We start from the raw sequence: 21267 nt of genomic DNA, 5'->3' as shown, positions 1-21267 counted from the left end.
CCGCCCGTACCCGTGTAGGCTTATCAACGTGCCGCGGGGTGGAGCAGTTCGGTAGCTCGCTGGGCTCATAACCCAGAGGTCGTAGGTTCAAATCCTGCCCCCGCAACCAACGCGACACAGAAGCCCCGGTCCTCACGGACCGGGGCTTCTTCGTGTGCCCGACGCCCGACGCCTGGTGCCTGGTGCCCGGTGCCCGGTGCCCGGTGCCCGGTGCCCGGTGCCCGGCGCCTGGCGCCTGGTGTCGCCTAGTGCCCGTCGCCCGTCGCCCGTCGCCTGGTGCCTGGTGCCTGGCGCCGCCGCCCGCCGTCGCCGAGTCCGCAGACGCCGCCGCCGCGCCGCCGGTACCGGAGTCGTCGCGCCGCTCCGTCCGCCCGTGCCGCGCCCGTCCCAGCCCCGCTCGAGCCCGGCTGCGTTGAGCGGGCGAAATGCCGCGGTACCCACCGCGGGGGCCCGGGCATTTCGCCCGCTCGGCCCTGCCTGCGCCGAGCCGGCGAAGTGCCAGATCGCCCATGCGCCGGGACCCTGGTCTTTCGCCCGCTCGGCCCCCGGGTGGTTGAGCGGGCGGAATGCCGCGGTGTCCGCCTGGCGGGAGCCTGGTCTTTCGCCCGCTCGTCGGCTCGTCGGCTCGTCGGCTCGTGGGCTCGGCGGCTCGCGGGTCGAGCGGGCGAAATGGCGGGGTGGGCTCGCGGGGAACGCGGGCATTTCGCCCGCTCGGCTGCGAGGCGAGGGGCGAGGCGGGGCGGGCGCGGCTGTGGAGGCGCGGGGCGGGGCGGGCGGGAGGCCCGGGGCGGGCGTGCGCCGGGCCTCCCGTCCGGATGCGGTCGCGATCAGCCGGCGCGCTTGCCACGGACACCGTGGCCGAGTGCGTCGATCCGGGCCAGTTCCTCCGGCGTGAAGGTCACGTCGGCGGCGGCGACGTTCTCGGCCACGCGTCCGGGGTTCCGCGATCCCGGGATCGGGACGATGTCATCTCGCTGCGCGAGGATCCACGCGAGGGCAAGCTGGGAGAGCGAGATCCCCTTCGCGGCCGCGAGCTCGGTCAGTCCGGCGACGACGCCGGCGTTCGCGTCGTAGTGTTCCGGCGCCCACCAGTCGAGGAACTGACGGATGTCGTCCGGGGCGTACGCGCTCCGCGGTCCGACCGCGCCGCTGAGGAACCCACGTGCCAGGGGTGAGTACGCGACCAGGCCGACCCCGAGTTCGTCGACGACGGGGAACAGGTCCTCGGACTCGCGCGAGAAGATCGAGTACTCCGTCTGCAGCACCGAGATCGGGTGCACGGCGTTCGCGCGTCGGATGCTCTCGGCGTCGGTGTTGGAGAGCCCGAGGAACCGGACCTTGCCGGCCTGGACGTACTCCTGCATGACGCCGACGACGTCCTCGATCGGGACCGCGGGGTCGTGGATGTGCTGGTAGAGCAGGTCGATCGAGTCCGTGCCGAGGTTGCGGAGGCTCGTGTCGACGACCTCGCGGATGTGGTCGAGCTGCGAGTTCGGCGCGTAGGTCTCCGGGGTGAACCCGAACTTCGTCGCGATGGTGACCTCGTCACGGATCGGTGCCAGGGCCGTGCCGAGGAGCTGCTCACCGGTTCCCCATCCGTAGAGCTCGGCGGTGTCGAAGTGGGTGACCCCGAGTTCGTGGGCGCGGCGGATGGCAGCGATCGACTCGGTGTCGTCGCCCGGCCCGTAGGCGTACGTCGTGCCCATGGCGCCGTAGCCGATCGAGCCGACGACGAGCCCCTGCTGGCCGAGGGTGCGTTGCTGCATGTGCTGTCCTTTCGAGACATGGAGAGCGGTACAGGTGGCACTGTACGCCGGAAATGGCAGAGGGTGACACAACTGGCGTTTGCTGCCAGGTCGCTAGACTCGAAGCGTGAGCGACACGAGCACGGAACCGCGCCCTGGTCTGCGGGACATCACCCGCGACGCCGTGCGCGCGCGTATCGCAGCCGTCGCGATCGCCCGGTTCGACGCCGACGGGTTCGAGCGCGTCACCGTGGAACAGATCGCTGCCGAAGCCGGGATCTCCGCGCGGAGCTTCCACCGGTACTTCCCCGCGAAGGAGGACGCTGTCATCGGCGACCCGGCGCGCCATCGCGGAGCCCTCGCCGAGGCGTTCCGCGCACGACCGTCGGACGAGCCGGTGTGGACCGCGCTCCGTGAAGCGTTCGTGCAGATGGTCGCTCGTGGCGGTGAGGACTCCGAGACGGGGCGACGTTCCGTCCGTGTGATGACGAGCGCGCCGTCCCTCCGAGCCAGGAACCTCGAGAAGCACCAGGCATGGGCGGACGTCCTCACACCGTTGGTCGCCCGGCGCATCGACGGCACGGACGACGACCTCGACCTGCGTGCGCGGACGATCGTGCAGGCGGCGCTGGGGTGCTTCGACGTCGCGATCACCACGTGGGCGACCGAGGCCGACGACGATGTGGTCGGCATCCTGCGGCGGGCGTTCGACGTTCTGGACGTCCGACGGAGCTGACCGGGCCGGTCCGGTGTCGGCCGGTTAGCCTTGCTCCGTGACGACCCTGACGATCGCAGCCGAGCAGTTCGCCCCCGTCGACGACCCGGTGGCGAACCTCGAGACGGTTCGCAACGCCGCGGTCGAGGCCGCAGCACGTGGCGCCGACCTGCTCGTCACACCCGAGTACACGTCGTACTTCACCGCGGAGATCGACGACGACTTCGTGGCTGCTGCCCAGCCGATGGACGGCCCGTTCGTGACCGGCCTCCGACAGGTCGCCCGGGACACCGGCGTCGCGCTCGTCGTCGGCACCGCGGAGGCCACGGACCGACCGGAGCGCTTCCGGAACACCCTCGTCGCGATCGGTGCAGACGGAGCCGTCCTGCAGACGTACCGGAAGGTGCACCTCTACGACGCGTTCGGCTCCCGAGAGTCCGACCGCATCGAGCCCGGCGACCCGTCACAGCTCCCCGTGTTCGAACTCGGCGGCGTGCGGATCGGGCTGGAGACGTGCTACGACCTCCGCTTCCCCGAGGTCACGCGGCGACTGGCCGCGGCGTCGGTGGACGTGGTGCTGCTCCCCGCTGAATGGGTCCGCGGTCCGGGCAAGGAGCACCACTGGCGCACGCTGCTGACGGCCAGGGCGATCGAGAACACGATCTGGGTCGTCGGCGTCGGGCAGGCACCGCCGGTGGGGATCGGGGGATCGGTGGTGCTGGACCCGGCTGGCGTGGCCACCGCGGCACTCGGTGCGGCCCCCGGCATGCTCGTCGCGACGGTGGACACGGCCGTCACCGACGAGGTCCGGCGGGTCAACCCCTCGTTGTCACTGCGTCGCTACGACGTCACGGAGCGCTGAGGCCACCCGGGCCACCCATCAGGTCACGGGCATCGGGCCCGGTCCGTCAGGAGCGCTGCGAGCCGCCGGTCAGGTGACGGGCGCCGAGCCCCGCGAGCCGGCCGGCCGCGTCCTCGAGCACCGATCGACGCTTGCAGAACGCGAAGCGCACGAGCGAGCGGTACCCGGCGGCGTGGTCGGGTCGGACGAAGGCGGAGACCGGCACACCGACGACCCCGGCGAGGGTGGGGAGTTCGAGGCAGAACGCCCGCGCGTCCTCGTACCCGAGGGGCGCTGTGTCGGCGATGACGAAGTACCCGCCGTCGGGGCGCATCACCTCGAAGCCGGCGGCGGTCAGCCCCGCGGCCAGCACCCGGTGCTTCGCCGCGAGATCCGCCGCGATCCCCGCGAACACCTCGTCGGGGAGACGCAGTCCGGCCGCGACCGCGGGCTGGAACGGGGCGCCGTTGACGAACGTCAGGAACTGCTTCACCGATGTGATCGCGTCGACCAGGGCCGGGGGAGCCGTGAGCCAGCCGATCTTCCAGCCCGTGGTGCTGAAGGTCTTCCCAGCGCTCGAGATCGTCACGGTCCGTTCCCGAGCACCCGGGAGCGTGGCGATGGGGACATGCGGGACGTCGAAGGTCAGGTGCTCGTAGACCTCGTCGGTGATGACCAGGGCGTCGTACCGTGCCGCGAGCTCGACGACCCTCCGGAGCACCTCGGTGGGGAGGATGCGGCCGGTCGGGTTGTGCGGGGTGTTGACGAGGACGGCGCGTGTCCGGTCCGAGAACGCCGCACGGAGCGTGTCGTCGTCGGGCAGGAAGTCGGGTGCGGTGAGCGGGACGGTGACGTGTGTGCCGCCCGCGAGGCTGATCAGCGCCCCGTACGCGTCGTAGAAGGGCTCGAACGTGATCACCTCGTCGCCGGGTTCGACGAGGGCGAGGAGTGTCGCGGCGAGTGCTTCGGTCGCACCGGCGGTCACGAGGACCTCTCGATCGGGATCGACCTCGACGCCGTACCACCGGCGTTGGTGCTCTGCGATCGCCAGGCGCAGATCGGGAGTACCGCGTCCTGGCGGGTACTGGTTCACGCCGTCGCGGATCGCGCGCACAGCAGCGTCGAGGACCTCGGCGGGGCCGTCCTCGTCGGGGAAGCCCTGCCCGAGGTTGATCGCGCCGGTACGCGCTGCCAGGGCACTCATCTCGGCGAACACCGTCGGCGCGGGGACGCCGTCCGGGCCGAGGAGCATCGCGCCCTCCGCGGCGCGCAACCAGGGTCCTGACTGCCGCATGTGGTTCCCTCCGACGAGCGCTCACGCTGAACGGACCCCAACTTAGTGCGTGCCGACGCGCGGGCCCGGGAGTCGATCCACAGCCGACGCATAAGATCGCCATAGTGCACTCGCAGGGCCGTCAGGAGCACTGCCCAGGTGCGTGCGACAGACTGCACGAGCTTGAAAGGAGCACGTCCAGCATGACCGACACCACGCCCAACGGGCACGGCGACGACAACCGTCCGGACGACACGACCCCCGAGGTCGCCGCCGACGATGCCGCGCAGCAGGCGGGCGACGCTGGTGCGTCGACGCCGAGCGACTCCGAGACCACCGCGACCGGGACGGGGAGCCCCGACGAGCACGCGCGTCACGCTGATGCCGACCACACCGACGTGATCGATCCGGTGCCGGCGAACGAGTCGAACCAGTACACGGCGCCGTACCCCACGACGCAGTACGGCCAAGACCAGGGCCAAGGCCAGGGCCAGGGCCAGGGCCAGGGCCAGCAGGGCGGCTACGGCCAGGACCACTCGCCCTACGGCGCAGGGTCCGGCCAGACAAGCGACTACGGCCAGACGAGTGCCTACGGTCAGACGAGTGCCTACGGCCAGACGAGCGACTACGGCCAGACCAGCCAGTACGGCCAGACCAGCCAGTACGGCCAGCAGGACCGTCCTCGGTACGGCGAGTACGCGCAGCCGGCGTCGTCGCAGGCGCCGGCGTCCGCGAGCGAACAGTCCGCCTACGGACAGCAGCCCTCCGGGCAGCCACAGTACGACCAGTCCGCCTACGGCCAGCAGCAGTACGGGCAGCAGCAGTACGGCCAGCAGTCCTACGGACAGCAGTCGTACTCCCAGCCCGCCGGCCAGCAGCAGTACGGCCAGTCCGCCCAGGCTCCCTCGTCCGCCTTCGGCGACGACCAGCGACCCGACGGCTCCGACCGCACCAACGGCTACTACTTCTCCGGCGCAGCAGCGACCGGAGCGGGTGCAGGCGCTGCCACGGACACCGCCACGAAGCCGAAGTCCACGCGTTCCCGCATCGTCCTGCCCCTCGTGGGCGGCCTCATCGTCGGCGCGCTCGTCGGCGGGGCTGCCGGTGGTGGCTGGGTGGCGGCGACCTCGAACGGCGGCACCACCTCGAGCTCCTCGAGCTCCAGTGGCGGCAACCTGACGGTCAACGACTACAACTCGGCGACGGTCGTCACCGCGGTCGCCGCGCAGGCCACTCCCTCGGTCGTGACGATCAACGTGTCGTCCTCGAGCGAGGCCGGCACCGGCTCCGGCGTGGTCCTCAGCAAGGACGGCTACATCGTCACGAACACCCACGTGGTGACGCTCGACGGTGACAGCTCGACGGGGACGATCCAGGTCACCACGTCGGACGGCAAGATCTACGCCGGCAAGCTCGTCGGCACCGACCCGACGGTCGACCTCGCGGTGATCAAGATCGACGCGAGCGACCTGAAGCCGATGTCCTTCGCGGACTCCTCGAAGCTCAACGTCGGCGACACCGCGGTCGCGATCGGCGCTCCGCTCGGCCTGTCGAACACCGTCACCGACGGCATCGTGTCGACCCTGAACCGCAGCATCCAGGTCACCTCGAGCGACCCGAACGCCGGCGGCGACTCGAACGAGGGCCAGGGCAACAACGGCAACGGCCCGTTCGACTTCTGGGGCAACGGCGACAACGGCTCGAGCACCGGCACCACCGCCACGGTGTCGCTCCCGGTCATCCAGACCGACGCGTCCATCAACCCGGGGAACTCGGGCGGCGCGCTGCTCGACTCCAAGGGCAAGCTGATCGGCATCAACGTCGCGATCGCGAGTGCCGGCAGCACGGACTCGTCCGACTCCCAGTCGGGCAGCATCGGCGTCGGCTTCTCGATCCCGGCGAACCTGGTGAAGCGGGTCGCGAACGAGATCATCGACAACGGCTCGGCGACGCACGGTCTGCTCGGCGCGACGGTCGGCGACGCGAACGAGGACGCCAAGGCCACCCAGATGGGTGCGCTCATCAAGTCGGTGTCCTCCGGCGGCGCGGCTTCCGGAGCGGGCCTGCAGAAGGGCGACGTCGTCACGAAGATCGGCAACGCGACCGTCGCGGACGCGACCGACCTCACGGCGCAGGTGCGGTACTTCGCCGGTGGCGCGAAGACGACGATCACCTACGTGCGCAACGGCCAGTCCCACGAGGCTGACGTGACCCTCGGGACCTACGACAGCAAGAGCTGACGCAACCCCAGATCGGACGGGAGGCTCGGTGCCAGTCGGCACCGGGCCTCCCGTCCGTCGTCTGCCCCGCAGCACCGCCCCGCCGGCCCCGCCCCGCGCGCTCGCTCGCTCTCGCACGAGCGGGCGAAATGCCCGGGTGGGGCGCGGGGCGGACCGTGGTGTTTCGCCCGCTCGGCGGGGCGGGCGTTCGTGTGTGTGGTGAGTGGGCGAAATGCCCAGGCGGGGTGCGGGGCGGACCGTGGTGTTTTGCCCGCTCGGCGGGGGCGGGCGGTGGTGGGGGAGCGCGCAGGTGGGGTGCTCGGCCTCTTGATAGGCTGCGAGTCGCTCACCGCCAGGACCCCGAGGAACGCATGCAGACAGACGGACAGCCCCTGCCGGGCGTCTCGTACGTGATGCCCGTCCTCAACGAGGTCACCGAGGTCCGGGCCGCCGTCGCGAGTCTGCTCGAGCAGGACTACGCCGGGCCGTTCGAGGTCGTCCTCGCACTCGGACCCTCGATCGACGGCACGAACGAACTCGTCGCCGAGATGAGTGCCGCCGACCCCCGGATCCGCGCCGTCGAGAACCCCGTCGGCTCGACGCCGGCCGGCCTGAACGTGGCGATCCGCGCGTCCGAGCACCCGATCGTGGTCCGTGTCGACGCGCACTCGGTGCTGCCCAAGGAGTACACGCGGATCGCGGTGCGGACCCTGACGGAGTCCGGTGCGGACAACGTCGGCGGCATCATGCGCGCCGAGGGTCGCACGCCGTTCGAGAAGGCCGTGGCGCTCGCGTACGGCAGCCGCGTCGGCCTCGGCGGCACCCCGCACCACGTCGGCGGACAGGCGGGACCGGCCGAGACCGCGTACCTCGGCGTCTTCCGCCGAGACCGGCTCTTCGCGGTCGGTCTCTTCGACGAGGGCATCAAGCGGGGCCAGGACTGGGAGCTCAACCGGCGGCTGCGCACCACCGGCGGCACGGTGTGGTTCACGCCGGAACTCGTCGTGACATACCGACCGCGGCCGAGCCTCAAGCGTCTGATCCGGCAGTTCGTGGCGACCGGCCTCTGGCGGGGTGAACTGGCTCGACGGTTCCCCGCGAACAACGGCCTCCGGTACTTCGTCCCGCCGGCCATGGTGGCCGCGGTCGGACTCGGCCTGGTCGCCGGGATCGTCGGCGTGATCGGCGCCCTGTTCCACAGCGGTGCCGCCTGGGCGATGCTCGGGTTCGCGGTGCCAGCGGTCTACCTGCTCTTCGTCGTCGTGGGCACCGTCGCGGTCTCGCGGCGATCCGACGCCGCCACACGGGGCTGGCTGCTCGTCGTGCTGCCCTGCATCCACATCGGCTGGGGGGTCGGGTTCATCGTCGGGTTCCTGACGCGGACCTCCGAGCTGACGACCCACACCGGACGGTGACCTCCTTGCCCGACCTCCAGCCCGAACCCGCCGAGCGCGGCTACGCCCACCCGACCTCGATCGCCGAGCTCCGTGCCGTGGCACAGCCGGACGAGGTCCGGTCCCGCGCCAACGCGGAGCACTGGACGGCGTCGCTGTACCTGCGGGACATCTCCCCGTACCTGACGTGGGTGCTCCTGAAGACCCGGATCAGCGCGAACCAGGTCACCGGCCTGATGATCCTGGTCGGGTGGTCCGTCGCCGCGGCGCTGCTCATCCCGGGGATCTGGGGTGCGGCGCTCGCGCTGGTGCTCGGGCAGCTCCAGATGCTCGTCGACTGCTCCGACGGCGAGGTCGCGCGGTGGCGCGGGACCCGTTCGCCGGCCGGGATCTTCCTCGACAAGGTCGGGCACTACACGACCGAGGGACTCATCCCGGTCGCGCTCGGCATCCGGGCCGCCACCTGGCCGATCCACGACGCGGACTGGATGTGGACCACGATCGGCTGCGCACTCGGCCTGGTGATCGTCTGGAACAAGGCGCTGAACGACATGGTCCACGTGGCTCGCGCGAACTCCGGGCTCGACAAGCTCGTCGATCGTCGGGACGCCTCCACCGCACCGTCCGGTCGACGCCTGGCCTCCCTGCGACGGATCGCGCGCTTCCTGCCGTTCCACCGTCTGTACCACTCCGTCGAGCTCTCGATGCTCGCCTTCGTGTTCGCGCTGCTCGGGCTCGTCATCGGCGATCCCCTGGCAGACCGGATCCTCGTCGGGGTCCTGCTGCCGCTGGCCGTGATCGCGACCGTCGGGCACTTCCTGGCGATCATCTCCTCCAAGCGGGTGCGGGCATGACGCCGGGCACGGTCCGCCGGAACGCGGTCCCGCACCGAGAGCGCCCGCGCGTCGCCGTCGTGAGCCTGACCCAGGGGACGCGTCCGGAAGACCTGCGCCGCGGGCTGGAGAGCGTCCTCGCACAGCGCGACGTCGAGCTCGACGTCGTCTGCGTCGGCAACGGCTGGGAGCCCGTCGGCCTGCCCGAGGGTGTCCGGGCCCTGGCGCTGCCGGAGAACGTCGGCATCCCCGCCGGTCGGAACGCAGGCGCTGCGGTCGTCGACGGCGACTACGTGTTCTTCCTCGACGACGACGCGTCCGTCCCCTCGGACACGTTCCTGCGCGACGCGATCGCCCTGTTCGAGCGGGACCCGTCCCTCGGGTTGGTGCAGCCCCGCGTGGTCGATCCGTCCGGCGCCGCGAGTCCGCTCCGCTGGGTGCCCCGGATCCGCAAGGGCGACCCGACGGAGTCGTCGCCGGTCTTCTCGGTGTGGGAGGGCGCGGTCGTGCTGCCGATGGACGTGTACCGCGTCGTCGGCGGCTGGGGAGCGCCGTACTTCTACGCGCACGAGGGCATCGAGCTCGCATGGCGGGTGTGGGACGCCGGACGACGGGCCTGGTACGCCGGGGACCTCATCGCGCACCACCCCGCGATCGACCCGGCACGGCACACCGAGTACTACCGTCTGAACGCCCGGAACCGGGTCTGGCTGGCCCGCCGCAACCTGCCACCGCTGCTGCGCCCGCTCTACGTCGGCTCGTGGGCCGCGATCCAGACCGCCCGCTGGTGGCGGCACCCGGCACGGTTGCGGGTCTGGTTCGGTGGCGTCCGCGAAGGCTGGAGCACCGACTGCGGTCCGGCGACGCCCATGGGCTGGCTGACGATCGGCCGGATGACCATCGCCGGTCGCCCGCCGATCGTCTGAGCCCCACCACGAGAGAGAGGTCCGCATGCCGATCACCAACGACGTCCGCACGGCGTTCCGCCTCGCCCGTCGGCTCCTGCGCTCGCGCAGCCAGCGACGCCAGCTGACCCGGCGCCTGTCGGCGGAGCAGCCCCTGGTCCCCGGCAGCATCGAGATCGCGGTGTACTTCGCCGACGGCCCCGTGAACATGTACCAGGTCCGGCAGTGGTACGCACCGCTCGCCGAGCTGTCCCGCACGCACCCGGTCGCGATCGTCTCGCGCAGCCCCGGCACCATGCTGACGCTGCTCGACGAAGCACCCGTGCGGTCGGTGTACGCCCGTCAGGTGGTAGACCTCGAGCAGTTCGTGGACGAGCAGGCACCCAAGGTGGTGCTCTACGTCAACCAGAACGCCCGCAACTTCCAGATGATGCGGTACGGGCGGATGTGGCACGTCTTCGTCAACCACGGCGAGAGCGACAAGATGTACATGACGACGAACCAGTTCAAGGCGTACGACTACGCCCTGATCGCTGGTGACGCCGCTCGTGACCGCTTGGACGAGGCCCTGTGGGACTACGACCTGGATCGGCGCGCGATCGCGATCGGCCGTCCGCAGGCCGACCACTTCGCCGGGGAACCGCCGTACCCGCACGACGATCGCACAGTGGTGCTCTACGCGCCGACGTGGGAGGGAGACCGCGCTGCCGCGGCCTACGGGTCGATCGCGAGCCACGGCACCACCATCGCGGAGCGCGTGCTCGCGTCGCCCCAGCACCGACTGGTGTACCGGCCGCACCCGCGGAGCGGCGTTCGGGACGCGGAGTACAAGGCCGCGCACGAGCGCATCGTCGCCGCCATCGCTGCGGCGAACACGGCCGATCCGTCCGCGCACCACGTGTTCGACGACGGGGCGGAACTCGGCTGGCAGCTCGCCGACGCCGACGTCGCCATCACCGACATCAGCGCCATGATCTACGACCGCCTGGCCGTGGGCAAGCCGCTCATCGTGACCCGGCCGGTCGCCCCCGAGGCGGACGTCGACGAGCGCGGGTACCTGGCAGCCGCGAACTGGCTGCTGGCACCCGACGCCGACGACGTGGTCGCCCGGGTGGACGCGGCGGCGCACGACGCCGAGGAACTGGCGCAGCTGCAGCACTGGGTGACGCGGTACTTCGGCGACACGACACCGGGAACGGCCACGGCCCGCTTCCACGACGCGATCGAGCGGCTGCTCGCGCGCTGGCACGAGGTCGCCCGGGAGCGTCAGGGGCGCTGAGGTCGGCGGGACGTCACGGCGCGAGACCGGGGCCGGCGAGGGACATCCGCCAGAGGTACTCGGATCGATCCGGACGGCGCCAGCGGACGATGACGACGCCCGTCTCTTCCAAGGAGACGCCGAAGACCGCGATCGCGATGCTGCGTCCGGGGTCGAGGTGGCGGACGACGAGCGGCGGACAGTAGCCCGTCCCGAGGTGCGTGAGGCTCAGGCCGTCGATCGGTTCATCGCTGATGTTGACGAGGTCGTATCGGTGTGGCGCATGGGTACGGTCGACCGCGAAGGGGACCGCGTAGGCGGTGGGTGTTGGGTGCATGGGGGGAACGTTAGGGGGAGGGTCCGACGCTGGGGGCCGGGATTCGCCCGGGGACCTGGGCCTGTGGAGGGGGGTCCTGGCGGGCGTGGCTGTGGTGGGACGGGGGCACCCCAGGGTCAGACGCCGTACTCCGCGTTGTACCGCTTCAGGGCTTCCTCGATGGGCCCGTCGAGCTGCAACCGGCCCTTGTCGAGGTACAGGCCGCGCTGGCAGAACCGGCGCAGGTCCTTGTCGTTGTGGGAGACGAAGAAGAGCGTCCGACCGCCCGCGAGGAGCTCCTCGATGCGCTTGTAGCACTTCTCGCGGAAGGCCTTGTCGCCGACCGCCAGGACCTCGTCGACGAGGATCACCGGCTCGTCGAGGCGCGAGATCACCGCGAACGCGATCCGGACCTTCATGCCGCTGGAGAGGTGCTTGTAGGGGGTGTCGACGAAGTCGCCGATCTCGGCGAAGTCGATGATCTCGTCGAAGCTGTCGCGGATCTCCGCTCGGGACATCCCGTGCAGCCCGGCGGTCAGGTAGACGTTGTCCCGGACGGTCAGGTCGCCGACGAACCCGCCGGTGATCTCGATGAGCGGAGCGACGCCCGCGCCGACGCGGACCCGGCCTTCGTCGGGGAGCATCACCTGGGCGACGAGCTTCAGGAGCGTCGACTTGCCCTGGCCGTTCCGCCCGACGACGCCGATGGCCTCTCCGGGGCGGACGTCGAACGAGACGTGCCGCAGGGCCCAGAACTCGTCGCCGCGCTTCCGGCGGTTGCTGCCGGCGAACAGGTCCTTGAAGCTGCGACTGGCACGCCGGTTCCGCTTGAACCGGATGCCGGCGTCCGTGACGGAGATCACCGGGGCCACGGTCTTCGTCTGACCGGTCGACTGCGTGGCGGTCATCAGAGCTCCTTGAGGACGCGGTGCTCGCTGCGCTGGAACACCAGGAGCCCGACGGTGACCACGATGGCCGTGGTCACGACGGAGGCGAGGACCTGGAACCAGTCGAGCTGGCTCGGGAAGAACGCGGAGCGGTAGATGCCGAAGATGCCCGTCAGCGGGTTGATCGCCGCCAGGTCGTGGAGGGTGTCCGGCAGCGCGCTCGGGCCGTAGATGATCGGGGACGCGTAGAAGGCGAAGCGGAGCACCAGCTTCACGGCGCGTTCGAGGTCGCGGAAGAACACCACGAGCGGGGCGACGATGAGGCCGATGCCGTAGACCAGCGCCGCCTGCAGCACGATCGCGAACGGGTAGAGCACGACCTGCCAGTGCACCTGTGCTCCGGTCGCGATCACGAAGATCGCGAGGACCGGGATGCTCAGGAGGAACTCAATGCCCTTCGACGCGTCGATCCGCAGGACCCAGATGCTCCGGGGGATCGTGGTCGACCGGATGAGCTTCGACTCCTTGATGAAGGCCCGGGTCGAGTCGGAGACCGCTCCGGTGAACCACATCCACGGCAGGAGTGCCGCGAGGAGGAAGACGATGTAGGGCTCTTCGCCGACCGATCCACGGTGGAAGACCTGGGTGAAGACGAACCAGTAGATCGCCGACATCACCAGCGGGTCGAGGATCGACCAGAAGTAGCCGAGCGCCGAGGTCGAGTACCGCACCCGCAGGTCGCGCTTGGTCAGCAACCAGAGCGCATGACGATAGCGCCGACCGGAGCTCCGGGTCGCCGCTGGTGCGGCGGCCACGGGCGCGGTCGGCGCACTCGCTGTCGTCATGGGGTCCTTCCGGCCTGGATCGCCGAGAGGAGACCGGCTGCTCAGGCGAACAGGTTGTTCGCGCGCTCGAGGTCCTCGGCGAAGTCGATCTCGACCGCGTACAGGTCGGAGATGTCGATCGGCGTCCAGCGTAGCCCGTCCTCACCGATGGCAGCCTCGATGCCGCCCTCGAAGTACTCCTGGTCGTCGACGCGACCGAGCTGACGGATCAGGGCCTGCTTGTCGGCCGAGGAGACGTAGTTGATGCCGACCGCTTCGCCGAGGCCGCCGACGACCTGCTTCGAGAGCTTGTGGATGAAGCCCTCCGCGTCCACGGTGTACTTGACTTCTTCGTCGGACACCTTCTCGGTGTTGACGCTCACGAAGGACCGGTCCTGGTCCATCATGTCGGCCGCACGGACGAGCGCACGGGGGTCGAAGACGACGTCGCCGTTCATCCAGAGGACCCCGCCCTTGCCCGTGGCCTTCAGCGCACGGAGGAGGCTCTTCGAGGTGTTGGTGGAGTCGTAGGACTCGTTGTAGACGAAGTTCGCTTCCGGGAACGCCTCGACGATGTACTCCGACTTGTAGCCGACGACGACCGTGATGCGGGCGCTCGAACCGAACGCGGCCCGGATGTTCTCGAACTGCTGCTGCATGATGGTGCGGCCGTCGCTGAGCTCGGTGAGCGGCTTCGGCAGGCTGCGCCCGAGGCGGCTGCCCATCCCCGCTGCGAGGATGACGATCTGCGTGGTCATACTGGTCCCTTCCGGTATCCGCCCGCGCGCCCTTGGGCACGGACAAGCCACGTCGAGTCTGCTCGCAGTCGATCCGAATCAGCCGAGAGTCGCGCCACCGTCACGTCGTGGACGGCGGAGAACCCCGGCCGTGTGCACGGTCCGAGCAGGTTTCCAAGTGGTGAACACTCCGTCGTGTCCCGGTGAATCATACGGAACGACCCCGCGCCGGGGTACGTGCTGAGCGGGTTCGTAGTCATTTCGTGACACTGGGTGTCCGCCCCCGCCGATGTCCCCACCGCGTTGGTACGGTTGGGCCGTGGCTGCAGCAGGGGACGACGAGGACGTGTACGCCACGTCCGACGCTGCGTGGCTCACCGAGGTCGACGACGAGGTGGACGAGCTCGACGAGCTCGACGACACCGATCAAGACGACCAGGACGACCAGGACGACCAGGACGACGGGGACGACACGGCCGACGACACGGCCGGCGTCTCGACACACCGCGACACGGGGGACAGCGATGCGGACGACCGCCCCGACCAGGACGGCATGACGGACGACAGCACCACCAGGACCGACGACCGGACGAGGGTCGACGACACCTCGACCGGCGACGACGCGCGAGCGACCGAGGGGACGGGCGTGCTGCCTGCGGCCGCAGCGTCGACCACGACGAAGCCGAGCACGGCGAAGAAGCCCCGCGCCAAGCGCCCGAGCCGCGCGACACGCCCGCAGGGCGCCGCGGCCGCGGAAACGGCCGCCACGGACAAGACGAGCAGCGCGACCAGTGACACGACGCAGGGTGACGTCGTGACGGACGCCGAGCCTCCCGTCCGTGCCGACGGAACAGGCACTGCCGAGCCCCGCACTGCCGAGCCCCGCACTGCCGAGCCCCGCACTGCCGAGCCCCGCGCCGACGCGACCACGCAGACCAAGCCGGCACCGAAGAAGAAGGCCCGCACCACGGCCCCCAAGCAGGCCCCGAAGCAGCAGCCGGTGGTCCTCCGCGCCAGCGGCCTCGTGAAGCGGTACGGGCAGACGCTCGCCGCCGACGAGGTCGACCTCGAGATCCGCCAGGGCTCGATCTTCGGCGTCGTCGGCCCGAACGGCGCCGGCAAGACCACGACCCTGTCGATGCTCACCGGCCTCCTGCGCCCGGACGCCGGCACGGCGACGGTGCTCGACCACGACGTCTGGGCGGACCCCGCCGCGGCGAAGCGGTCCATGGGGGTGCTGCCCGACCGGCTGCGGCTGTTCGACCGGCTCACCGGCGCGCAGCTGCTCTTCTACTCGGCGACGCTCCGCGGGATCGACGGCAAGACCGCCAGGGCCCGCAGCTCCGACCTCGCCGAGGCGTTCGGGCTGGGCGACGCGCTCGGCCGTCCGGTCGCGGACTACTCCGTCGGCATGGCGAAGAAGATCGCCCTCGCCGCCACGCTGATCCACTCGCCGCGCGTGCTCGTGCTCGACGAACCGTTCGAGTCCGTCGACCCGGTCAGCGCGGCGACCATCACCGAGATCCTCCGCCGCTACACGCAGGGCGGTGGCACGGTCGTGCTGTCGAGTCACTCGATGGAGCTCGTCCAGCGCACCTGCGACTCGGTCGCCATCATCGTCGGGGGCAAGGTGCTCGCGTCGGGCACCATGGCCCAGGTCCGTGGCCGCAAGAGCCTCGAGGACAAGTTCGTCGAACTCGCGGGTGGCCGCGTCGTCGCGGAGAGCATGGAATGGTTGCACAGCTTCTCCGGCTGAGGGCCGACCTGCTCGCGGGCGAGGTCCGCGGGAGTGCCAGGCGTTCGGTCCTCGTCGTCGTCGGCAGTCTGGCCGGGCTCGTCGCCGCGGTGCTCATCGGCATCGCGATGTCGTCCCTGCGCACCGCCGATCCCGCGGTGGCGCGCGCCGTCATCGTCCCGGTCGGCACCCTGATCACGGTCGGGTTCACGATCATCCCGCTCGCCGTCGGCGGTGCGGACCAGTTCGACCCGCGACGGTTCGCGGTGTTCGGCGTCGGTCGCCGCGACCTGGCGATCGGTCTCGCCGTCGCGGGGCTGGTCGGGGTCCCGGTCGTCGGGGTCGCGATCGTCGCGGTGTCCCAGTCCGTGGCGTGGATGCGCGGTGCCGGCACGGGTGTGCTCGGCGTCGTCGCGTCGCTGGTCGTGATCGCCACCTGTGGGCTGCTCGTCCGCGTCGGCTGCACCGTCGGCTCGTGGCTGATCGGGTCACACCGGCCGAGCCGTGACGCCGGCTGGCTCGTCGCCCTGGTCGTCGTCGTGCTCGTCATCCCGACCGTCTCGCTGCTGCTCCGCGTCGACTGGCTGAACCCCCGGAGCGCCGAGCTCCAGCGGATCGCCGACATCGCCGGGTGGACGCCGTGGGGTGCCGCGTGGGCGGTCCCCGCCGACGTCGCCTCGGGCCACACCGGTGAGGGCATCGTGAAGCTGCTCCTCGCGCTGGTGGTCCTCGGGCTCCTCGCCGCCGCGTGGTGGGGACTCGTCGGCCGGATGCTCGTCACCGTCGACGACCGCACCGCGGTGCGGAGCTACCGGACGCTCGGCTGGTTCGACCGGCTCGGGGCGACCCCGGTCGCCGCGGTCGCCGCTCGTGCGCTGACCTACTGGGGGCGTGACCCGCGGTACCGCACCTCGTACCTGATCCTGCTGTTCGTGCCGATCGTGGTCGTCCCGCTCGGGGTCGCCGGGGTGCCGTGGCACTGGACGGCGCTCATCCCGCTGCCGCTGATGGCCGTCATCGCCGGGTTCCTCCCGCACAACGACGTCTCGTACGACAACACCGCGGTGTGGCTGCACGTCGCGTCTGGTGCGCCCGGGTGGAGCGACCGTCTCGGCCGGCTGACCCCGGTGATCGTCGTCGGCGTCCCCGCGATCGCCGCGGGGTCGGCGCTGTCCGCGTGGCTGTTCGGCGACTGGGTCGCGTTCCCGGTGCTCATCGGCGTCTGCGTGGCCGCGCTCTTCGCCGGACTCGGCATCTCCAGCGTCGTGTCCGTGCTGCTGCCCTACCCGACCGTCCGCCCGGGGGACCGGCCGTTCCAGCAGCCGCAGGCCGCCGGGGTGGTCTCCACCGTGTCGCAGTCCACGACGATCATCGGGATCCTGCTGTTCTCGGTCCCGGCGGGCTGGCTCGGGGTGCTGGCGCTCTCCGACGGTGCGGAGCCGTGGGCGGTCCTGACGCTGGTGGTCGGCGCGGGTGTCGGCATCGTGGTGCTCGGCATCGGCGTGGTCGCGGGCGGGAAGCTCTTCGACCGGCACGGGCCGGACCTGCTGGCCGCGGCGCAGCGGAACTAGACGCGCACCGCCGCGGCGCAGCGGAACGAGACGCGCACCGCCGCGGCGCAGCGGAACGAGACGCGAGCAGCACGCAGCGAGCAGCACGCAAGGGAGCCGGACCCGACGTACCCTGGTGTCATGAGCATGACGGAACCCGGTGGCGGCGGACTCGACGTGATGGACCGCGAGCTCGAGAAGCTCCTCGAGGAAGAGGCGATCGAGCCTGGCGACCACGAGCGCTTCTCGCACTACGTCAAGAAGGACAAGATCCTGCAGTCCGCGCTGAGCGGCAAGCCGGTGAAGGCCCTGTGCGGCAAGAAGTGGATCCCGGGCCGTGACCCGGAGAAGTTCCCGGTCTGCCCGGACTGCAAGGCCATCTACGAGAAGATGAAGGCCGAGTAGCCGCTCACACGATGAGCGTCGGGATCGCCGGGTCGCCCCGCCCGATCCGCGACGCGTCCGCCGGCAGCTCGGCCTTGGCGCCCTTGTGGTGTGCGCGTGCGGCCTCGACCCCGCGGACCCCGAGGAACGCCGGGTCGACCTCGCCCTGGGTGACGACGGGCACCAGCAGCGGCCGCTCGTCCGGGCCGACCGAGCCGGAGGTCCGCACGACCTCCGCCGTGGCGATCCCGTTGCGGAGGCGACGCCCGGCGTCCTTCCGGCCGCCGATCGACGCCTTGTCGGCGGACTTCTTCGCCACCGACACCCACTCGCCGGCGGCGGTGTGGTGGGCGACGAGCTTGAAGACCATGCCGGCGGCGGGGTGTCCGGAGCCGGACACGACGGACGTGCCGACACCGTAGGAGTCGACGGGGGCCGCGCGGAGTGCCGCGATCGTGTACTCGTCGAGGTCGTTCGTCACGGTGATCTTGGTGTTCGTCGCGCCGAGCCGGTCGAGCTGGCCGCGGACCGAGGCGACGACGGACGGCAGGTCGCCGCTGTCGATGCGGACCGCGCCGAGCTTGCCGTTCGTCAGCCGCACGGCGGTGTCGACGGCGGCCTCGATGTCGTACGTGTCGACGAGGAGCGTGGTGCCGTCGCCGAGCGCGTCGAGCTGCGAGCGGAACGCCGCTTCCTCGGAGTCGTGCAGGAGCGTGAAGGCGTGCGCTGCGGTGCCCATCGTCGGGATGCCCCAGCTGCGGCCCGCCTCGAGGTTGCTCGTCGCGCCGAACCCGGCGATGTACGCGGCGCGGGCAGCGGCGACCGCGTTCCACTCACCCGTGCGGCGGGAGCCCATCTCGGCGAGCGGGCGGTGGTCGGCGGCGGACACCATCCGTGCAGCCGCCGAGGCGATCGCGGAGTCGGCGTTGAAGATCGACAGGGCCAGGGTCTCGAGGACGACGGCTTCGGCGAAGGTGCCCTCGATCTGCAGCACGGGGGAGTTCGGGAAGAAGACCTCGCCCTCGCGGTACGCGCGGACGTCGCCGGTGAACCGGTAGTCGGCGAGCCAGGTCGCGGTGCCGGCGTCGATGACGCCGCGGTCCCGCAGGAACCCGATCTCCTCGTCCCCGAAGCGGAAGTCGGTGAGGGCGGTGAGGAAGCGGCCGAGCCCGGCAGCGACGCCGTAGCGGCGCCCGTCCGGCAGCCGTCGGGTGAACACCTCGAACACGCAGCGGCGGTCGGCGGTGCCGTCCTTCAGGGCCGCGTCGACCATGGTGAGTTCGTACTGGTCCGTCAGGAGCGCGCTGGTCACGTCTCCGACACTAGTCAGGACACCGGCCTGGAGGCTGTGCTGACGCGGACCTGTCGGCGTGCGTCGGTACGCTGGTCCCGTGACGGATGCACCGATCGGAGTCTTCGACAGCGGCGTCGGCGGCCTGACGGTCGCCCGGGCGATCATCGACCAGCTGCCGCGCGAGAGCATCCGGTACGTCGGCGACACCGTGCACTCGCCGTACGGCCCGAAGCCCATCGCGGACGTCCGCCGCTACGCGTTGCAGGTGATGGACGACCTCGTCGAGCAGGGCGTCAAGGCCCTCGTCATCGCGTGCAACACCGCGTCCTCCGCCGTGCTCCGGGACGCCCGCGAACGCTACGAACAGGCGTACGGCATCCCCGTGGTCGAGGTCATCCAGCCCGCGGCCCGCGCGGCCGTCAAGCAGACCAGGACCGGGCGGATCGGGGTGATCGGGACCGTCGGCACGATCGGGTCGCGCTCCTACGAGGACGCCTTCGCCGTGGCCTCCGACGTGTCGCTGACGCTCGCCGCGTGCCCGCGGTTCGTCGAGTTCGTCGAGGCCGGGGACACCTCCTCGCCCGAGCTCCGCGAGATCGCCGCCGGGTACCTCGCGCCGATCCGGGCCGCCGACGTCGACACGCTCGTCCTCGGGTGCACGCACTACCCGCTGATGTCCGCGGCGATCCAGTACGTGATGGGCCCCGACGTCACGCTGGTGTCCAGCGCGGAGGAAACGGCGAGCGACGTCTACCGCCGGCTCGTCGAGCACGGCCTCGAACGGACCACCACCGAACCCCCGACCTACGCGTTCGAGGCGACCGGCGACGACAAGGCCGGGTTCCTCCGGCTCGCCCGCCGGTTCCTCGGTCCTGAGATCGTCAGCGTCGGCCACCTCGAGACCGGCGCCATCACGTTGCCACGTCCCCACGACCCGGCGGCGACCAGCCGCTCGGCGTGACCAGCTCCGACAACCCGCACCGAGCCTCCAGGCCGGATCGAAAGGACCCCATGACCACCCGCATCGACGGTCGCACGACCACCGACCACCGTCCCGTCACCATCGAACGTGGCTGGAGCACCCAGGCCGAGGGCAGCGCCCTCATCTCCTTCGGCAACACGAAGGTGCTCTGCACCGCGTCCTTCACCAACGGCGTCCCGCGCTGGATGGCCGGCAAGGGCACCGGCTGGGTCACCGCCGAGTACTCGATGCTCCCGCGCTCCACGAACGAGCGCATGCAGCGCGAGTCGATCAAGGGCAAGGTCGGCGGTCGCACGCACGAGATCTCCCGCCTGATCGGGCGCTCGCTCCGTGCCGTCGTGGACATGAAGGGCCTCGGCGAGAACACCCTGGTGCTCGACTGCGACGTGCTGCAGGCCGACGGCGGCACCCGCACGGCGTCCATCACCGGCGCGTACGTCGCGATGGCGGACGCGATCGAGTGGGGTCGTGGCAAGGGCTTCATCGCGAAGAAGGCCACGCCGCTGGTCGACAGCGTGCAGGCGATCTCGGTCGGCATCGTCGGGGGTGTGCCGATGCTCGACCTGGCGTACACCGAGGACTCCGCCGCCGACACCGACATGAACATCGTCACGACCGGCTCCGGCAAGTTCATCGAGGTGCAGGGCACCGCCGAGCACGCGCCGTTCGACCGCGACGAGCTGAACGTGCTGCTCGACCTCGGGCTCGCCGGCAACGCCTCGTTGGCGGCGATCCAGCGCGACGCACTGGGGCTCGCGTGACCGGCATCGTCGTCCTGGCGACCCACAACCAGGGGAAGGTGGTCGAACTGCGGGAGATCCTCGGCGACGCCCTCGGATCCGGTGTGGAGCTGCAGGGCTACGACGGTCCCGAGCCCGTCGAGGACGGCGACACCTACGCGGCGAACGCGCTCATCAAGGCGCGCGCGGCGGTGGCGCACACCGGGCTGCCGGCGCTCGCGGACGACTCCGGGATCGCGGTCGACGTGCTCGGGGGTGCCCCCGGCATCAACTCCGCGCGCTACGCGGGGACCCGGGTGGACGCGGACAACATCGACCTGCTGCTGCGGAACCTGGACGGTGTCGTGGAGCGGACCGCGGCGTTCGTGTGCGCAGCCGCGTTCGTGACGCCCGCCGGTGTGGAGCACGTGGTCGAGGCCGTGTGGAACGGCGAGGTGCTGACCGAGCGTCGCGGTGACGGTGGCCACGGGTACGACCCGGTCTTCAAGCCGGACGACGCCGATCGGTCGTCGGCGGAGTTGACGCGCGCGGAGAAGAACGCGCTGTCGCACCGTGCGAAGGCGTTCCGCGGGATCGCCCCGATCGTGCGCGAGTACTTCGGCGCGTAGCGCGGGTCGGCCCGCGGCGGCCCGCCC

The 21267-nt window shown here is 71.0% G+C and carries 20 protein-coding genes and 1 tRNA gene; 14 read left to right on the top strand and 7 right to left on the bottom strand.

The window, feature by feature from the left end:
- The first annotated feature begins 32 nt into the window (after positions 1 to 32).
- Positions 33 to 109: transfer RNA gene (locus tag EDF27_RS10230), tRNA-Met, on the top strand.
- 718 nt (positions 110 to 827) lie between these two features.
- Here the strand turns inward: EDF27_RS10230 and EDF27_RS10225 are convergent.
- Entirely contained in the window at positions 828 to 1766 is a 939-nt protein-coding gene (locus EDF27_RS10225) for an aldo/keto reductase (RefSeq protein WP_123703022.1), read from the bottom strand.
- Between the two features lie 106 nt (positions 1767 to 1872).
- Here EDF27_RS10225 and EDF27_RS10220 point away from each other — a divergent pair, with 106 nt between their 5' ends.
- A complete protein-coding gene (locus tag EDF27_RS10220; protein WP_123703020.1) occupies positions 1873 to 2481 on the top strand; it encodes a TetR family transcriptional regulator in 609 nt (202 codons plus the stop codon).
- A 37-nt stretch (positions 2482 to 2518) separates the two neighbouring features.
- Positions 2519 to 3322, top strand: a complete 804-nt coding sequence (locus EDF27_RS10215; protein WP_123703018.1) for a carbon-nitrogen hydrolase family protein — start codon at positions 2519 to 2521, stop codon at positions 3320 to 3322.
- 46 nt (positions 3323 to 3368) lie between these two features.
- Here the strand turns inward: EDF27_RS10215 and EDF27_RS10210 are convergent, their stop codons facing one another.
- Positions 3369 to 4595 (bottom strand): aminotransferase class I/II-fold pyridoxal phosphate-dependent enzyme, encoded by a 1227-nt coding sequence (locus EDF27_RS10210; protein ID WP_132048639.1) that lies wholly within the window; start codon positions 4593 to 4595, stop codon positions 3369 to 3371.
- Between the two features lie 182 nt (positions 4596 to 4777).
- On the opposite strand from EDF27_RS10210, the gene EDF27_RS10205 reads away from it, so the two are divergent.
- The 5 genes from EDF27_RS10205 to EDF27_RS10185 all read left to right on the top strand — a co-directional run bounded on the left by EDF27_RS10205 (position 4778) and on the right by EDF27_RS10185 (position 11204).
- On the top strand, positions 4778 to 6814 hold the full coding sequence (locus EDF27_RS10205; RefSeq protein WP_132048637.1) for a trypsin-like peptidase domain-containing protein: 2037 nt from the start codon (positions 4778 to 4780) through the stop codon (positions 6812 to 6814).
- Between the two features lie 350 nt (positions 6815 to 7164).
- Positions 7165 to 8208, top strand: a complete 1044-nt coding sequence (locus tag EDF27_RS10200; RefSeq protein WP_123654080.1) for a glycosyltransferase — start codon at positions 7165 to 7167, stop codon at positions 8206 to 8208.
- 5 nt (positions 8209 to 8213) lie between these two features.
- Positions 8214 to 9041, top strand: a complete 828-nt coding sequence (locus EDF27_RS10195) for a CDP-alcohol phosphatidyltransferase family protein (RefSeq protein WP_132048635.1) — start codon at positions 8214 to 8216, stop codon at positions 9039 to 9041.
- Positions 9038 to 9946: a glycosyltransferase gene (locus EDF27_RS10190; protein ID WP_132048633.1), complete on the top strand. Its 909-nt coding sequence runs from the start codon at positions 9038 to 9040 to the stop codon at positions 9944 to 9946. Before EDF27_RS10195 ends, EDF27_RS10190 begins: the two co-directional genes overlap by 4 nt.
- 25 nt (positions 9947 to 9971) lie before the next feature.
- Entirely contained in the window at positions 9972 to 11204 is a 1233-nt protein-coding gene (locus tag EDF27_RS10185; protein WP_132048631.1) for a CDP-glycerol glycerophosphotransferase family protein, read from the top strand.
- Positions 11205 to 11217: 13 nt separating this feature from the next.
- Here EDF27_RS10185 and EDF27_RS10180 read toward each other — a convergent pair whose 3' ends face one another.
- The 4 genes from EDF27_RS10180 to EDF27_RS10165 form a co-directional block, all read right to left on the bottom strand.
- A complete protein-coding gene (locus EDF27_RS10180; RefSeq protein WP_123703006.1) occupies positions 11218 to 11520 on the bottom strand; it encodes a hypothetical protein in 303 nt (100 codons plus the stop codon).
- 116 nt (positions 11521 to 11636) lie between these two features.
- Positions 11637 to 12407: an ABC transporter ATP-binding protein gene (locus EDF27_RS10175; RefSeq protein WP_185017179.1), complete on the bottom strand. Its 771-nt coding sequence runs from the start codon at positions 12405 to 12407 to the stop codon at positions 11637 to 11639.
- Complete coding sequence (locus tag EDF27_RS10170; protein ID WP_132048629.1) at positions 12407 to 13231, bottom strand: ABC transporter permease; 825 nt, start codon at positions 13229 to 13231, stop codon at positions 12407 to 12409. Before EDF27_RS10170 ends, EDF27_RS10175 begins: the two co-directional genes overlap by 1 nt.
- Before the next feature lie 41 nt (positions 13232 to 13272).
- The gene (locus EDF27_RS10165; protein WP_123654074.1) at positions 13273 to 13968 is read right to left on the bottom strand and encodes a phosphocholine cytidylyltransferase family protein; all 696 of its coding nucleotides are present in this window, start codon (positions 13966 to 13968) and stop codon (positions 13273 to 13275) included.
- A gap of 298 nt (positions 13969 to 14266) precedes the next feature.
- On the opposite strand from EDF27_RS10165, the gene EDF27_RS10160 reads away from it, so the two are divergent.
- The 3 genes from EDF27_RS10160 to EDF27_RS10150 all read left to right on the top strand — a co-directional run bounded on the left by EDF27_RS10160 (position 14267) and on the right by EDF27_RS10150 (position 17637).
- A complete protein-coding gene (locus EDF27_RS10160) occupies positions 14267 to 15703 on the top strand; it encodes an ATP-binding cassette domain-containing protein (RefSeq protein ID WP_243698297.1) in 1437 nt (478 codons plus the stop codon).
- Positions 15679 to 17253 carry an ABC transporter permease gene (locus EDF27_RS19675; RefSeq protein ID WP_165931440.1) on the top strand — a complete coding sequence of 525 codons (1575 nt, stop codon included), beginning with the start codon at positions 15679 to 15681 and terminating at the stop codon, positions 17251 to 17253. The genes EDF27_RS10160 and EDF27_RS19675 overlap by 25 nt, the downstream gene beginning before the upstream one ends.
- Positions 17254 to 17373: 120 nt before the next feature.
- Positions 17374 to 17637: a DUF3039 domain-containing protein gene (locus tag EDF27_RS10150; protein ID WP_071299074.1), complete on the top strand. Its 264-nt coding sequence runs from the start codon at positions 17374 to 17376 to the stop codon at positions 17635 to 17637.
- A gap of 4 nt (positions 17638 to 17641) precedes the next feature.
- On the opposite strand, the gene EDF27_RS10145 is transcribed toward EDF27_RS10150, so the two are convergent.
- Positions 17642 to 18928, bottom strand: a complete 1287-nt coding sequence (locus EDF27_RS10145) for a nicotinate phosphoribosyltransferase (protein WP_132048627.1) — start codon at positions 18926 to 18928, stop codon at positions 17642 to 17644.
- Positions 18929 to 19007: 79 nt separating this feature from the next.
- Between EDF27_RS10145 and murI the strand changes: the two genes are divergently transcribed.
- The 3 genes from murI to rdgB are packed head-to-tail and all read left to right on the top strand — an operon-like array spanning position 19008 to position 21240.
- Entirely contained in the window at positions 19008 to 19871 is an 864-nt protein-coding gene (gene murI / locus EDF27_RS10140; protein WP_123654071.1) for a glutamate racemase, read from the top strand.
- 50 nt (positions 19872 to 19921) lie between these two features.
- Positions 19922 to 20653, top strand: coding sequence for a ribonuclease PH (gene rph, locus EDF27_RS10135; RefSeq protein WP_123654070.1), 732 nt, complete (start codon positions 19922 to 19924; stop codon positions 20651 to 20653).
- On the top strand, positions 20650 to 21240 hold the full coding sequence (gene rdgB / locus EDF27_RS10130; protein WP_132048625.1) for an RdgB/HAM1 family non-canonical purine NTP pyrophosphatase: 591 nt from the start codon (positions 20650 to 20652) through the stop codon (positions 21238 to 21240). Before rph ends, rdgB begins: the two co-directional genes overlap by 4 nt.
- The last annotated feature ends 27 nt before the right edge of the window (positions 21241 to 21267 follow it).

The sequence above is a fragment of the Curtobacterium sp. PhB136 genome, assembly GCF_004346855.1.
Classification (GTDB): Bacteria; Actinomycetota; Actinomycetes; order Actinomycetales; family Microbacteriaceae; genus Curtobacterium.
Note: the sequence above shows the minus strand (reverse complement) of the source record. Positions and strands in the feature narration are given on the sequence as shown.

What these genes read in the sequence shown, in the direction of transcription:
- EDF27_RS10150 (WP_071299074.1), top strand. Translation starts at nt 17,374, where the DNA reads ATGAGCATGACGGAACCCGGTGGCGGCGGACTCGACGTGATGGACCGC.
- rph (WP_123654070.1), top strand. Translation starts at nt 19,922, where the DNA reads ATGACCACCCGCATCGACGGTCGCACGACCACCGACCACCGTCCCGTC.
- EDF27_RS10225 (WP_123703022.1), bottom strand. Translation starts at nt 1,766, where the DNA reads ATGCAGCAACGCACCCTCGGCCAGCAGGGGCTCGTCGTCGGCTCGATC.
- EDF27_RS10210 (WP_132048639.1), bottom strand. Translation starts at nt 4,595, where the DNA reads ATGCGGCAGTCAGGACCCTGGTTGCGCGCCGCGGAGGGCGCGATGCTC.
- EDF27_RS10175 (WP_185017179.1), bottom strand. Translation starts at nt 12,407, where the DNA reads ATGACCGCCACGCAGTCGACCGGTCAGACGAAGACCGTGGCCCCGGTG.
- EDF27_RS10190 (WP_132048633.1), top strand. Translation starts at nt 9,038, where the DNA reads ATGACGCCGGGCACGGTCCGCCGGAACGCGGTCCCGCACCGAGAGCGC.
- EDF27_RS10200 (WP_123654080.1), top strand. Translation starts at nt 7,165, where the DNA reads ATGCAGACAGACGGACAGCCCCTGCCGGGCGTCTCGTACGTGATGCCC.
- EDF27_RS10185 (WP_132048631.1), top strand. Translation starts at nt 9,972, where the DNA reads ATGCCGATCACCAACGACGTCCGCACGGCGTTCCGCCTCGCCCGTCGG.
- EDF27_RS10170 (WP_132048629.1), bottom strand. Translation starts at nt 13,231, where the DNA reads ATGACGACAGCGAGTGCGCCGACCGCGCCCGTGGCCGCCGCACCAGCG.
- EDF27_RS10165 (WP_123654074.1), bottom strand. Translation starts at nt 13,968, where the DNA reads ATGACCACGCAGATCGTCATCCTCGCAGCGGGGATGGGCAGCCGCCTC.
- EDF27_RS10205 (WP_132048637.1), top strand. Translation starts at nt 4,778, where the DNA reads ATGACCGACACCACGCCCAACGGGCACGGCGACGACAACCGTCCGGAC.
- EDF27_RS19675 (WP_165931440.1), top strand. Translation starts at nt 15,679, where the DNA reads ATGGTTGCACAGCTTCTCCGGCTGAGGGCCGACCTGCTCGCGGGCGAG.
- EDF27_RS10180 (WP_123703006.1), bottom strand. Translation starts at nt 11,520, where the DNA reads ATGCACCCAACACCCACCGCCTACGCGGTCCCCTTCGCGGTCGACCGT.